Origin of the sequence: Ancylobacter gelatini (genome assembly GCF_022601675.1) — a bacterium.
GTDB lineage: Bacteria > Pseudomonadota > Alphaproteobacteria > Rhizobiales > Xanthobacteraceae > Ancylobacter > Ancylobacter gelatini.
The window spans coordinates 1-13047 of record NZ_JAKVIL010000006.1; the positions used below are offsets into that span (position 1 = coordinate 1).

Sequence of the window (13047 nt, forward strand, 5' to 3'; positions counted from 1 at the left end):
ACTATGTCTTAAGACCTGGGAGAGTAGGTCGCTGCCAGGCCTGCCAAACACAGCATGCGCTTCTAAACGACACCTGAACAAAACCCCCGTCGCGGTAACAACCCGGCGGGGGTTTTGTTATGAAAAATCCGCCGCAACCGGATCCCGGCCCCCGGCCGCGCACCCCATCACGGCCCGGGGAGCCGCTCCTCCAGCCGCGCCAGATCCTTCTTCAGAGCCCGCATCTCCTCGAAACGCTTCGTCACATCGCGCAAGACCGAGGCCATGCCCGTCACCCGGCCACCGTCATCCTTCAGCAGAACGATCGTGAACTCCAGCGAGATGCGTCCGCCCGCTTTGGTCAATCCCGGCACGGCGAGCAGATCGCCGGCGCCATAGCGGCTCTGCCCGGTGCTCACCGTCTCGTGGTAGCCGTCCCAATGGCGCTGCCGGAACGGTTCGGGAATGATGATGTCGAGTGATTGACCCAGCGCCTCCTCCTGCGTGAAACCGAACACCCGCGTCGCCCCGGCGTTCCACAGAACGATCATCCCCTCGCGGTCGCTGGCAATCACCGCATCGGCGGCACTGTCCAGCAACCCATCCGCGATGTCGGCGCGGTTAAAGCCGCCAATGGTGGTCGCCGCGTGCGGAGCCGCGATGCTGGAGGACGGCGCCGGCGTGGGCGTCGCGTCGAACAGGTCCTCCACCGGGCCGAAGAACTCGTAATGCAGCCGCGATGTCGGCACCCCGGCAGCTGTCAACGCGCCGATCATTTCCCGCAGAAAGTCGAGCGGACCGCAGACGAAGTAGTCCGCGGCGTCGGCCTGTGTATTCGCAAGGATCCACTCCGGCGTCAGGTGGCCGGAAATATCATAGTCGCGACCTTCCCGATCCTCCGGTCGCGGGCGGCTGTAGAAGGTGGTCACGGTCACGTCCGGTGCCTGATCGGCAAGCGCGCGGACATGCGGGCCGAAGGCATGGCTGGCGCCGTCTCGCGCGCCGTGCACGAAATGAATCGGCCAACCGACCGGTGCCGCGGCGTGCTGCTCGAGCATGGCCACCATCGGCGTGAGACCGACGCCGGCGCTGAGCATCACCACGGGGGCCGTGGCGGGGTCGGGCAGCACGAAGCTGCCGGCCGCGTCCGCGACGTCGAATTCGGTGCCGGGGGCCGCATGGTCGTGCAGCCATTTCGAGACGCGCCCCTCTTCCTGACGCCGCACCGAAATGCGCCAGTTCTCGCCATTCGGGGCGCAGGAAATCGTGTAGTTCCGCTTGTGCCGGCCGTCGCCGGGAATGTCGGCCCAGAGCGTCAAATGCTGCCCCGCCCGATGCGTCGGCGGGGGAGCGCCGTCCGCCGGACGCAGCACGAAGGAGGTGATGACATCGCTTTCCGCGTGCCGGCTTGCGAGCACGAACCGGCGTGTGCCGCTGGCAGGGCTATTCATGAACGGGCTCCCCGTAAAAACATGCATATGATATGCATATAAATGGAGTAATGAAAGACACCCGGCGCGCAAAGGTCCGCACATGCATCTGACGCGCTATTCCGACTATGCGATGCGCGTGCTGCTCTATCTCGGCGCGCGGCCGGAGCGCCAATGCTCGATCGCGGAAGTGGCCAAAGCCTACGGCATCTCGCAGAGCCATTTGATGAAGGTGGTCAGCGATCTCGTGCAGGCGGGCTATGTGGCGAGCGTGCGCGGGCGGACCGGCGGCATCCGGCTTGGCATGCCGCCAGAGCGCATCGTCATCGGTGAACTGGTACGCCGCACCGAGGGCAGCCTGGCGCTGGTCGATTGCGCGAACTGCCTGCTGGCCCCCGGCTGCGGCCTCGCCTGCGTTCTGGGCGAAGCGATGGTGGCGTTCCTTGCGGTGCTGGACCGCCACACGCTCGCCGATGTGATCGCCCGCCGGCCGGAAGCGCTGAGCCGCCTGATGCACCCGCTGAGCTAACGCAGCGGGCCTCTGCCCACAGATGGGGCAACGTGCCGATCGTCAATGTGACGATGGTGCGGGCGGTCGGACTCGAACCGACATATTGTTGCCAATGGCGGATTTTGAGTCCGCTGCGTCTACCAATTCCGCCACGCCCGCGCGAGCGCCTGTCTATAACGGATCGCGCGTTCCGCCAATAAAGATGCGCGGGAAAATGAGGCGTCCTCCACGCCCGATCTTTAGCTTTTCCTTACGCCCGGCTGCGCCCTCCGCAATCGATACCTGACCCGTGACGGGTCCATCGTTTCGGCTCCTTGAAGCGTCAGGAGATTGTCCCGTGGCGGACCTTTTCTTTCTGTTCCTCACCGTCGGCCTGTTTGCCGCGCTGTCCGTCTATGCGCGCCTGCTCGCGCGGCTCTCGTGAGCCCTCCGATGATCGAACCCATTCTCGGCCTCGCGGTCGCGCTCGCGCTCGCGGCCTATCTCGTCGTGACGCTGCTGCGTCCTGAACATTTCTGAGCGGCGGAGCCTCTCATCATGTCTCTCGTCGGATGGCTGCAGATCGCAGCCCTGTTCCTTAGCGTCCTTCTCGTGGTGAAGCCGCTGGGAAGCTATATGGCGCGCGTGTTCTCGGGCGAGCACACCGTGCTGTCCCCACTTCTCGCGCCGCTGGAAGCCGGCTTCTATGGGCTGGCCGGCATCGATGCCCGCAAGGAGCAGGGCTGGCTGGCCTATACGCTGGCCATGCTCGCCTTCTCGCTCACCGGCGTGCTGGCGCTCTACGCCATCCTGCGGCTGCAGGCTTATCTGCCGTTCAATCCGCAGGGTTTCGGCAACGTACCGGCGGACCTCGCCTTCAACACGGCGGTGAGCTTCGTCACCAATACCAACTGGCAGAACTATGGTGGAGAGACCACGCTGAGCCATTTCAGCCAGATGGCCGGGCTCACCACGCAGAATTTCGTCTCGGCGGCGACCGGCATGGCACTGGCCATGGCGCTCACCCGCGCCTTCGCCCGCTCGCGGGCGGCGACGCTGGGCAATTTCTGGGTCGATCTGACCCGCGCCACGCTTTATGTGCTGCTGCCGCTCGCCATCGTGGTCGCGCTCATCTTCGTGTTCATGGGCCTGCCGCAGACGCTGCAAGCCTCCGTCACCGCGACGACGCTCGAAGGCGCCCAGCAGGTGATCTCGCTCGGCCCGGTGGCGAGCCAGGAAGCGATCAAGCAGATCGGCACCAATGGCGGCGGCTTCTTCAACGTGAACGCAGCGCACCCGTTCGAGAACCCAACCGCGCTGTCGAACCTTCTCAACATCTTCGCGATGCTCTCGGTCTCCTCGGCGCTGGTCTACAGCTTCGGCCAGGTGGTCGGCGACCGCCGGCAGGGCTGGGCGTTTCTGGCCGCCATCGCGCTCCTGCTGATCGCGGGCGTCGGCGCGGTGTACTGGGCCGAGACCTACGGCAACCCGATCCTGACCTCGCTCGGCCTCGATGCGGCCACCGGCAATATGGAAGGCAAGGAAGTGCGCTTCGGCCAGTCCGCCAGCGCGCTTTATGCGGCGGTGACCACGGGTCTGTCGGATGGCGGCGTCAACGCCATGCACGGCTCGCTGACCGGGGCGGGCGGGCTGGTGCCGATGTTCCTGATCCAACTCGGCGAGGTGCTGCCCGGCGGCGTCGGCTCGGGGCTCTACGGGCTGGTGGTGTTCGCCATTCTCGCGGTGTTCGTCGCCGGGCTGATGGTCGGGCGCACGCCGGAACTGCTCGGCAAGAAGATCGACGGGCGCGAGATGAAATACGCGATGCTCGCCGTGCTGATCCTGCCGCTGGCGATCCTCGGCTTCTCCGCGGTGTCGGCGTTGCTGCCGGTGGCGCTGGCCAGCATCGGCACGCCGGGCCCGCATGGCCTCTCGGAAATCCTCTACGCCTACACCTCGGCGGCCGGCAATAACGGCTCGGCCTTTGGCGGGCTGTCGGGCAACACGCCCTGGTACAACACCACGCTCGGGCTCGCCATGGTGTTCGGCCGCTTCGGCTATGTGGTTCCGGTCATGGCGATTGCCGGCTCGATCGCGATCAAGGTCCGAACAAAGGCGTCGAGCGGCACCTTCCCGACCCACACGCCGCTGTTCGTCGGCCTGCTGATCGGCATCATCCTCATTCTCGGCGGCCTGCAGTTTTTCCCCGCGCTGGCGCTCGGCCCCATCGTCGAGCAGTTCGCCATGCTCGCCGGCCAGACCTTCTGAAGGAAAGGGCACATCATGTCCTCCAAATCCAATGCTCCCGAAGCCGGCCGCCCGCAGGGGCTGCTCGATCCGGCGATTCTCGTGCCGGCGTGTCGCTCGGCCTTCGCCAAGCTCGATCCGCGCCAGCTCATGCGTAATCCGGTGATTTTCGTCACCGAGGTGGTGGCGGCGCTCGTCACCCTGTTCTTCCTGCGCGACCTCGCAAGCGGCGGCGATGCCGGCTTTTCCGGCCAGATCACCGCGTGGCTGTGGTTCACCGTGCTGTTTGCCACCTTCGCCGAAGCCGTGGCCGAAGGGCGGGGCAAGGCGCAGGCGGAAAGCCTGAAGCGTACCCGCTCCGAACTCTCCGCCCGCCGGCTGCTGGAGGGCGGCGCGCGCAGCGAAACCGTGCCCGCCACCGCGCTCAAGCTCGGCGATCTCGTGCTGGTCGAGGCCGGCGAGCTGATCCCGGGCGATGGCGAGGTGGTCGAGGGCGTCGCCTCGGTGAACGAGAGCGCCATCACCGGCGAATCCGCGCCCGTCATCCGCGAATCCGGCGGCGACCGCTCGGCGGTGACCGGGGGGACGCAGGTGCTGTCCGACCGGCTGAAGATCCGCATCACCGTGGCGCCCGGCTCCAGCTTCGTCGACCGCATGATCGCGCTGATCGAGGGCGCCAAGCGGCAGAAGACCCCGAACGAGATCGCGCTGTCGATCCTGCTGTCCGGCCTCACGCTGATCTTCCTGATCGCTGTGGTGACGCTGTGGGGGCTGGCTGGCTATTCCGGCACCGTGCTGTCGGTCACCGTGCTGGCCGCGCTGCTGGTGACGCTGATCCCGACCACCATCGGCGGTCTGCTCTCGGCCATCGGCATTGCCGGCATGGACCGGCTGGTGCGCTTCAACGTCATCGCCACCTCCGGCCGTGCTGTTGAGGCGGCGGGCGATGTCGACACGCTGCTGCTCGACAAGACCGGCACCATCACCTTCGGCAACCGCATGGCGACCGATTTCATTCCCGTCCCGGGCGTGGCGGCGCTCGACCTCGCGCAGGCGGCGCTGCTGGCGAGCCTCGCCGACGAGACGCCGGAAGGCCGCTCCATCGCCGCGCTGGCGACCGGCGAGTTCGGCGCGTCGGCGCAGGGTTTCACTACGGAGTCCATCGTGCCCTTCGCCGCCGAAACCCGGCTCTCCGGCGTCGATGGCGGCGGGCGGCGGCTGCGCAAGGGCGCGGTGGACGCGGTGCTGCGCTTCACCGGCCTCGGCCCACAGGACGCGCCGGCTGAGTTCCGGCAGGCGGTGGACCGCATCGCCCGCACCGGCGGCACGCCGCTCGCGGTGGCGGACGGCGGCAGGCTGGTGGGCGTCATCCATCTTAAGGACGTGGTGAAGCCCGGCATCAAGGACCGCTTCGCCCGCATGCGCGCCATGGGCATTCGCACCGTGATGGTGACCGGCGACAACCCGGTGACGGCGGCGGCGATCGCCTCGGAGGCCGGCGTGGACGATTTCCTCGCCCAGGCGACGCCGGAGGACAAGCTCGCCTATATCCGCCGCGAGCAGGAAGGCGGCCGGCTGATCGCCATGTGCGGCGACGGCACCAATGACGCGCCGGCTTTGGCGCAGGCCGATGTCGGCGTGGCCATGCAGACCGGCACCCAGGCCGCGCGGGAAGCCGCGAACATGGTCGACCTCGATTCCTCGCCGACCAAGCTCATCGAGATCGTCGAGATCGGCAAGCAATTGCTGATGACGCGCGGCTCGCTCACCACCTTCTCCATCGCCAACGATGTCGCGAAGTATTTCGCGATCATCCCGGCGCTGTTCGTGGCGACCTATCCGGCGCTCGACGCGCTGAATGTGATGGGGCTCGCCTCGCCGCAATCGGCGATCCTCTCGGCGGTGATCTTCAACGCGCTGATCATCGTCGCGCTGATCCCGCTCGCGCTGAAGGGCATTGCCTATCGCCCGGTCGGCGCCAGCGCGCTGCTGCGCCGCAACCTGCTGGTCTACGGGCTCGGCGGCCTCGTCCTGCCGTTTGCCGGCATCAAGCTCATCGACCTCGCCGTCTCGGCGCTTCATCTGGTGTGATCATGCTTAAAGCTCTCCGCCCCGCCCTTGTACTCACGCTGTTGATGACGGTGCTGACCGGGCTCGCCTATCCGCTCGCCATCACCGGCATCGCCGATGCCATGGCGCGTGACAAGGCGCGCGGCAGCCTCATCACCCGCGAGGGCACGGTGATCGGCTCCAGCCTCATCGGCCAGAACTTCGCCTCGGAGCGCTATTTCTGGCCGCGCCCCTCGGCGACCGGACCGGACCCCTATAATGCCGGCGCCTCCAGCGGCTCCAATCTCGGCCCGACCTCGGCGAAGCTGCGCGACCGGGTGGCCGCCGATGTCGAGCGGCTGCGCGGGGCGGGGCTCGCCGGCACGGTGCCGGCCGACGCCGCGACCACCTCGGCCTCGGGGCTCGATCCGCACATCTCGCCGGATTATGCCCGCGCGCAGGTGGCCCGCATCGCCCATGCCCGCAGCCTGTCCGAAGCGGATGTCGCCGCGCTGGTGGAGCGCCTCGCGGAAGGCCGGCATCTCGGCTTCATCGGCGAGCCGCGCGTTAACGTGCTAGAGCTGAATCTCGCACTGGATGCGCTGAAGGGCTGAACCGGGCATGGCGTCGAGCGCCGATCGACACGATAACCGGCCGGACCCGGACGCCCTGCTCGCCGCTGCGCGGCAGGATGGGCGCGGCCGGCTGACCATCTTCCTCGGCGCCGCGCCGGGGGTCGGCAAGACCTACGCGATGCTGACGCGGGCGCGCAAGCTGAAGGCAGACGGCATCGACATCGTGGTCGGCCTCGCCGAAACCCATGGCCGCGGGGAGACGGCGCAGCTTCTCGACGGGCTGGAGGTGCTGCCGCGGGCGCGGCTTGAGCATCGCGGCCGGAGCGTCGAGGGCTTCGATCTCGACGGCGCGCTCGCCCGCCGCCCGCGCCTCATGATCGTCGACGAACTCGCCTCATCCAACCCGGACGGAGCGCGCCATCCCAAGCGCTACCAGGACATCGAGGAACTGCTGGAGGCGGGGATCGATGTCTGGACGGCGTTGAACGTCCAGCATCTGGAGAGCCTGTCCGATGTCGTGGCCGACATCACCGGCGTGAAGGTGCGCGAGCGCATTCCCGACACGGTGCTGCGCAAGGCCGATCAGGTCATCCTCGTCGATCTGCCCCCGGCCGAGCTGATCGAGCGGCTGAAGGACGGCCGGATCTATCTCGCCGATACCATCCAGCGTGCCTATGAGCGTTATTTCCGCCTCGGCAATCTCACCGCCCTGCGCGAACTCGCCTTGCGCCGCACCGCCGACCGTGTCGACGACGACATGGTGGACTACCTCAAGCGCCACGCGATCGAGGGGCCATGGGCGAGTGCCGAACGGCTGATCGTGTGCGTCGGGCCGGATGCGCTGTCGGAAAAGGTGGTGCGCACCGCGAGCCGGCTCGCCTCCGGCCTCAACGCGCCATGGATCGTGGTGTCGCTGGAGCGTGCCGAGCGCGAGGTCGACGATGCCGCGCAGGCGCGGGTGGACAGCTGGCTTCGCCTCGCCGAGAGCCTCGGGGCGGAAACCCGGCGCATCATCGCCAGCGATTTTGTCACGGAGCTGATCCGCCTCGCCCGCCGCGAGCATGCCACGCAGATCGTGCTCGGCGCCCATCCACGTCCGCGCTGGGCGAGCTGGCTCGGTACCTCGCTCGCCGACGAGGTGGCGGCGAGCGCCTCGGGGCTTGGCGTTCATCTGGTGACCGGGGAGGGCGCGGAACCGGTCCCCCGGCCGCGCCGGATGTCGATCGGGCTCGCCGAGCGGGCGCGCGCGGGTGCGGTGGCCTTCGCCAGCGTGCTGGCGGCGACGCTGATCGGCACCGGCATCGACCGGGTGATCCCGGTGCCGAACGTCTCGCTGCTGTTCCTGATGGCGGTGATGGTCGCTGCGATCCGGGCGGGCTATGGCGCGGCGCTGCTGGCGGCGCTGCTATCGGGCCTGGCCTATAATTTCTTTTTCATCGAGCCGCTCTACACCTTCACCATCGCCGCGCCGCACGAGGTGTTCGCCTTCATCGTGTTTCTCCTCGCCGCGCTGGTCGCGGGCGGGCTGGCCTCGCGGGTGCGCGAGCAGGCGCGAACCGCGCGGGCGCGCGCCGTGGCGGTGCAGTCGCTTTATGATTTCGCCGGCAAGCTCTCCGGCACGGCCAAGCCCGATGATGTGCTCTGGGTCGCGGTCGCCCAGCTTCACACCAGCTTCGGCCACCCTGCCGTGGCGCTGATGCCGCGCGAGGGAGAACTCTCGCTCGCCGCTGCCTGGCCGCCCGATGCCGAGCTGGGCGTCGCCGACATGACCGCCGCGCGCTGGGCCTTCGAGCATGGCGAGCCGGCCGGGCAGGACACCGGAACGCTGCCTTCCAGCCCCTATCAGTTCCGCCCGCTGATCAGCCCGCACGGCGCGCTCGGCGTCTATGGGCTGCGCTGGGGCGGGGACCCGATCGATGGCGTCTCCGAGCGCATGCTGCTGGCGGTGATGGACCAGACCGCCATCGCCATCGACCGCGCGCGGCTGGCCGAGGAGGCGATCGCGCAGGGCGCGCGGCTGCAGGGCGAGAATTTGCGCGCGGCGCTGCTGTCCTCGATCTCGCACGATCTGCGCACGCCGCTGTCCACCATCACGGGCGCGGTCACCAGCCTGCGCCAACTCGGCGACCGAATGAGCGCGGCGAGCCGCGACGACCTCCTGCTGACCATCGAGGAGGAGAGCGCGCGGCTGTCGCGCTTCGTCGCCAACCTGCTCGACATGACGCGCATCGAGGCCGGCACGCTCGATGCGCGCTCGGACTGGATCGATGTCGGCGACGCCATCCGTGCGTCCCAGGAGCGCTGCGCCCGCTATTTCCCCCGGCTCGGCATCGTCACCCGCATCGATCCCGGCCTGCCGCTGCTGCGCGGCGACGGCGTGCTGCTCGGGCAGGTGCTTTTCAACCTGCTGGACAACGCCGCCAAATATGGCGGGGGCCAGCCGGTCGAGCTCTATGCACGGGTCGAGGGGCGTGATCTTGTCATCACCGTCACCGATGCCGGGCCGGGCATCCCGCCGGAAGACCTCGGCGCGGTATTCGAGAAGTTCTTCCGGCGCGGCAATCCCGACGGCCGCCCGCCCGGCACCGGGCTCGGCCTGTCGATCGCGAAAGGGTTCGTCGAAGCCATGGGCGGCACCATCACGGCGGAGAGCCCGGCGCAACCGAACCGGGGTGCGTCGCCCGGCACCCGGATGGTGCTGCGGTTTCCAGTGCCCGAGGGCGGGTCGATCGCGTCATGAACGGCAACCGGATTCTCGTGGTGGACGACGAGCCGCAGATCCAGCGCTTCCTGCGCCCGGCCCTGTCGGCGGCGGGCTATGACGTGTTCGAGGCGGCGACCGGGGCCGAGGCGCTCAAGGCCGCCGCCACCACGGCGCCGGACCTCATCCTGCTCGATCTCGGCCTGCCGGACATGGACGGCAAGGAGGTGATCGCCCGGCTGCGCGGCTGGTCGCATGTGCCGATCATCATCCTGTCCGCGCGGGATCGCGAGGCCGAGAAGATCGCCGCGCTCGATCTCGGGGCGGACGATTATGTTGAAAAGCCGTTCGGCATCGGCGAGCTCACCGCCCGCATCCGCACCGCGCTGCGCCACAAGAAGGGCGTCGAGGTCGAGGCCGAGCGCTACGCGGTCGACGGGCTCGATATCGACATGGTGCGCCGGCTGGTGACGCGCGGCGGCGAGCCTGTGAAGCTGACGCCCAAGGAATACGACCTCCTGACCCTTCTGGCCCGCCATGCCGGCCGCGTGGTGACGCACCGCACGCTGCTGACCTCGGTCTGGGGCCCCGCCCATGGCGAGGACCTGCATTACCTGCGCGTGTTCATCGGCCAGCTCCGCCAGAAGATTGAGCGCGATCCCGCCAATCCCGCGATCATCCGCACCGAGCCGGGCGTGGGCTATCGTTTCGCGGAGGCGGCCTGAGCGGGCCACTCGCGCCGGTGGGTTTCGCGCTTCTGGCGGTTGCCGGCAAATCCCGAAGCATTCATAGTCGCTTGAAGAGGGCGGGCGCGGGCGGCCGCGCGTCGGCAGGGGCGAACGAGAATGGCATCGGCAAATCTTCCCCGTGGCGGGTTCGCGCGGGGGCGCGTGGCGACTCATGGCGCGTAAACCTTCCAACATCATCTACAGCGCGCCCGAGCGTCCGCCGCTGTTGACGCTGATCATCCTCGCATTCCAGCATGCCGTGCTGGCGCTGCTGTTCGTGGTCTATCCCATCGTCGCCGCCGCGGAGGCCGGGTTGTCCTTCGAGGACACGCAGGTGCTGATTACCGGCTGCGTCATCTTCATGGGCATCACCACCATGCTGGTGTGCTGGCCGCGCACCGGTTCCGGCGTACTGCTGGTGCAGCTTCCGAACCCGATGCATCTGCCGCTGGCGGTCCAGTCCCTCGGCCTCGGGGGCCCGGCGGCCTATGCCGGTACCAGCGTGCTCACCGCCTTCAGCCAGCTCGCGCTGACCCGTTTCATGGGCGCGCTGCGCTCGGTGTTTCCGCCGGAAGTCTGCGGCGTGGCCGTGACCATGATGGGCGTTGCGCTGGCCGCACCGGCCTTCCGCCGCGCCTTCAATCTCATCGAGGAGAGCGGCGGCGCGATCGACTACCGCTACCCGCTGGTAAGCTTCGTCACCCTGGCGGTGATTGTCGCCCTCGCCATCTTCTCGCGGGGCATGCTGCGCCTGTTCGCGGTGGCGATCGGGGCGAGCCTGGGCTGGGGGCTGGCGGTGTATTACGGCCTCACCCCCGACCACCCGGAATTCGACATCGCCGCGCTGCCGCTGGTCGATCTGCCGAATCTGCGCTGGCCGGGGCTGACCTTTTCCTGGGTCGCTGTGCCGGTCGCCATCATCACCGCCGTCGTCTCCGCCATCGACATGCTCGGCACCGTGGTCTCGATGCAGCGCATGGACGATGCCGACTGGCGGCGCGTCGACATGAACACGGCGGGCCGCGCCATCCGCGCCAACAGCATCGGCGATCTCGGTGCGGCGCTGGTGGGCGGCTTTGCCAGCGCCTCGTCCTCCGCCTCGATCGGCGTCGCCTTCGCCACCGGCACCACGGCGTGGCGGGTCGGCATCGCGGCGGGGATCATGGTGCTGGCTTCGGCGTTCTCGCCCCGGCTGATCGCGCTGCTGAGCGTCATTCCCTCCTCGGTGATCGGCGCGATCCTGCTGTATGCCGCCGCCTTCCTGATCGTCGCCGGCATGGACCTGATCCTGTCGCGGCGCATGAGCGACCGGCGCATCTTCACGGTCGGCCTTTCCGTGCTGGCGGGCCTTGCGGTTGCGGTGCTGCCCGAACTGGTGGACGCGCTGCCGGACTGGATGCATCCGATCTTCGAATCCCCGCTCTCGGTGGCGACGGGCTTTGCCATCGGCCTGAACCTGCTGTTCCGCATCGGCATCCGCCAGGAAGCGAGCGTGCCGGTGAAGCGGGACGACAACGCCTTCGAGACCGCGACCGATTTTCTGGAGCGGCAGGGCGACCTCTGGGGCGCGCGGCGCGACGTGGTGGCCACCGCCATTCCGCTCGCCGCCGAGGCCGCCGAGATGCTGCTCGACAACGACCTCGCCACCGGCGACGTCGAGATGCGGGCGCATTTCGACGAGATGAATTTCGACGTTTCGCTGCTCTATACCGGCGAGCCGATCGAGGTGCCGAGCCTGCGCCCCTCGCCGGAGGCTCTGCTGGGCGATGCCCATGAGGTGGCGCGCTTCGTCGGCTACATGCTGAGCAAGCGTGCGGACCGCCTGGTGCTCGGCCGCGAAGGCGAGCGCCAGGTGCTCACCCTGCGCATGGAGCATTGAGGGCATGCGGCCGGCGCCTTCGCGGGAGCGGTTCCCGCGCTTGCGTGTCCGCGGCTTTCTCGGGTAATTCTGGCGCTCACGTCCGGGCCCGTTCCGCACAGGTCCCGGGCGTCAACGGGCGCGGTACGCGCGTTTCGGCGCAGATGGTTCGGAGTTTCGATGCAGATAGACCGTTCCATTGAGAATGCCGTCATGATCACGACGGTGAAGGGCCGGCTGGACAGCTCCAGCGCCCAGCGGCTCGATGAGGTTCTGGCGGTGATCCCGGAGGGTAGCAATGGCGTCCTCCTCGATTTCGCCGAGCTGGTGTTCATTTCGTCGGCGGGTCTGCGGGTGGTGCTGAAGGCGGCGAAGCTCGCGCGTGGCGCCAGCATTCCGCTGGCCGTGTGCAGCCTTAGCCCACAGGTGCACGAGGTGTTCGAGGTGAGCGGTTTCTCCGCCCTCATCCCCATCCACCAGAGCCGCGAAACCGCGCTGGTGGCGTTGACCTAGCCGCGCGCCGTCAGGGCGATGTCGAGGGCGGAGACATGATCGACAACGGGATCGACATCCGCCTCGTCAACGACCTCTCGGAAATGGACCGTCTCGGCGCCGCGCTGGACGCCTATGCCGATGCGGCCGATCTGCCGGCGCGGGTCGCCTTCAATGTCAGCCTCGCCGTCGACGAGTTCGTGAGCAACGCGATCAACCATGGCTATGCCGACGGTCGGCGTGGCGAGATCGCGGTGAAGGTCGCGCGCGAGGACGGAAGGCTGACGCTGGTGATCTGCGACGACGGCGATGCCTTCGATCCCTTCACCGCCCCTCCACCGGACCTTGACGCCTCGATCGAGGACCGCCGCATCGGCGGGCTCGGCGTGCATCTGGTACGCCGCTTCGCCGACGGCTCCGCCTATGCGCGCGAGGGCGGGCGCAACGTGGTGACGCTGCATTTCGACCTGCAAGGCGCGGATACCCCCCACTAAGGGG

General features: G+C 68.3%; 11 protein-coding genes and 1 tRNA gene. 10 read left to right on the forward strand and 2 right to left on the reverse strand.

The features are described from left to right. Nucleotides 1-167: 167 nt before the first annotated feature. Nucleotides 168-1430, reverse strand: a complete 1263-nt coding sequence (locus tag MKI84_RS20770) for a PAS domain S-box protein (protein WP_342593631.1) — start codon at nucleotides 1428-1430, stop codon at nucleotides 168-170. 82 nt (nucleotides 1431-1512) lie between these two features. Between MKI84_RS20770 and MKI84_RS11735 the strand changes: the two genes are divergently transcribed. Further along, entirely contained in the window at nucleotides 1513-1938 is a 426-nt protein-coding gene (locus MKI84_RS11735) for an Rrf2 family transcriptional regulator (RefSeq protein WP_241619661.1), read from the forward strand. Nucleotides 1939-1992: 54 nt separating this feature from the next. On the opposite strand, the gene MKI84_RS11740 is transcribed toward MKI84_RS11735, so the two are convergent. Beyond that, nucleotides 1993-2079 (reverse strand) — tRNA-Leu (locus MKI84_RS11740). A gap of 261 nt (nucleotides 2080-2340) precedes the next feature. On the opposite strand from MKI84_RS11740, the gene kdpF reads away from it, so the two are divergent. From kdpF to MKI84_RS11785, 9 genes are all read left to right on the forward strand, one after another. Further along, the gene (gene kdpF / locus MKI84_RS11745; protein ID WP_241619662.1) at nucleotides 2341-2439 is read left to right on the forward strand and encodes a K(+)-transporting ATPase subunit F; all 99 of its coding nucleotides are present in this window, start codon (nucleotides 2341-2343) and stop codon (nucleotides 2437-2439) included. An 18-nt stretch (nucleotides 2440-2457) separates the two neighbouring features. Next, complete coding sequence (gene kdpA, locus MKI84_RS11750; RefSeq protein WP_241619663.1) at nucleotides 2458-4167, forward strand: potassium-transporting ATPase subunit KdpA; 1710 nt, start codon at nucleotides 2458-2460, stop codon at nucleotides 4165-4167. A gap of 15 nt (nucleotides 4168-4182) precedes the next feature. Further along, on the forward strand, nucleotides 4183-6237 hold the full coding sequence (gene kdpB, locus MKI84_RS11755) for a potassium-transporting ATPase subunit KdpB (RefSeq protein ID WP_241619664.1): 2055 nt from the start codon (nucleotides 4183-4185) through the stop codon (nucleotides 6235-6237). 2 nt (nucleotides 6238-6239) lie between these two features. Further along, on the forward strand, nucleotides 6240-6809 hold the full coding sequence (gene kdpC, locus MKI84_RS11760) for a potassium-transporting ATPase subunit KdpC (RefSeq protein ID WP_241619665.1): 570 nt from the start codon (nucleotides 6240-6242) through the stop codon (nucleotides 6807-6809). A 7-nt stretch (nucleotides 6810-6816) separates the two neighbouring features. Further along, complete coding sequence (locus tag MKI84_RS11765; protein WP_241619666.1) at nucleotides 6817-9510, forward strand: sensor histidine kinase; 2694 nt, start codon at nucleotides 6817-6819, stop codon at nucleotides 9508-9510. Further along, entirely contained in the window at nucleotides 9507-10196 is a 690-nt protein-coding gene (locus MKI84_RS11770; protein WP_241619668.1) for a response regulator, read from the forward strand. Before MKI84_RS11765 ends, MKI84_RS11770 begins: the two co-directional genes overlap by 4 nt. A gap of 175 nt (nucleotides 10197-10371) precedes the next feature. After that, nucleotides 10372-12078, forward strand: a complete 1707-nt coding sequence (locus tag MKI84_RS11775; RefSeq protein ID WP_241619669.1) for a uracil-xanthine permease family protein — start codon at nucleotides 10372-10374, stop codon at nucleotides 12076-12078. A gap of 159 nt (nucleotides 12079-12237) precedes the next feature. Next, a complete protein-coding gene (locus tag MKI84_RS11780) occupies nucleotides 12238-12570 on the forward strand; it encodes an STAS domain-containing protein (RefSeq protein ID WP_241619670.1) in 333 nt (110 codons plus the stop codon). 35 nt (nucleotides 12571-12605) lie between these two features. Continuing rightward, nucleotides 12606-13043, forward strand: a complete 438-nt coding sequence (locus tag MKI84_RS11785; RefSeq protein WP_241619671.1) for an ATP-binding protein — start codon at nucleotides 12606-12608, stop codon at nucleotides 13041-13043. The last annotated feature ends 4 nt before the right edge of the window (nucleotides 13044-13047 follow it).

Excerpts from the sequence above, each read along its gene's own strand:
- kdpA (WP_241619663.1), top strand. The coding sequence starts at position 2,458 with ATGTCTCTCGTCGGATGGCTGCAGATCGCAGCCCTGTTCCTTAGCGTC.
- MKI84_RS20770 (WP_342593631.1), bottom strand. The coding sequence starts at position 1,430 with ATGAATAGCCCTGCCAGCGGCACACGCCGGTTCGTGCTCGCAAGCCGG.
- kdpC (WP_241619665.1), top strand. The coding sequence starts at position 6,240 with ATGCTTAAAGCTCTCCGCCCCGCCCTTGTACTCACGCTGTTGATGACG.
- MKI84_RS11785 (WP_241619671.1), top strand. The coding sequence starts at position 12,606 with ATGATCGACAACGGGATCGACATCCGCCTCGTCAACGACCTCTCGGAA.
- MKI84_RS11780 (WP_241619670.1), top strand. The coding sequence starts at position 12,238 with ATGCAGATAGACCGTTCCATTGAGAATGCCGTCATGATCACGACGGTG.
- MKI84_RS11775 (WP_241619669.1), top strand. The coding sequence starts at position 10,372 with ATGGCGCGTAAACCTTCCAACATCATCTACAGCGCGCCCGAGCGTCCG.
- MKI84_RS11765 (WP_241619666.1), top strand. The coding sequence starts at position 6,817 with ATGGCGTCGAGCGCCGATCGACACGATAACCGGCCGGACCCGGACGCC.
- MKI84_RS11770 (WP_241619668.1), top strand. The coding sequence starts at position 9,507 with ATGAACGGCAACCGGATTCTCGTGGTGGACGACGAGCCGCAGATCCAG.
- MKI84_RS11735 (WP_241619661.1), top strand. The coding sequence starts at position 1,513 with ATGCATCTGACGCGCTATTCCGACTATGCGATGCGCGTGCTGCTCTAT.
- kdpB (WP_241619664.1), top strand. The coding sequence starts at position 4,183 with ATGTCCTCCAAATCCAATGCTCCCGAAGCCGGCCGCCCGCAGGGGCTG.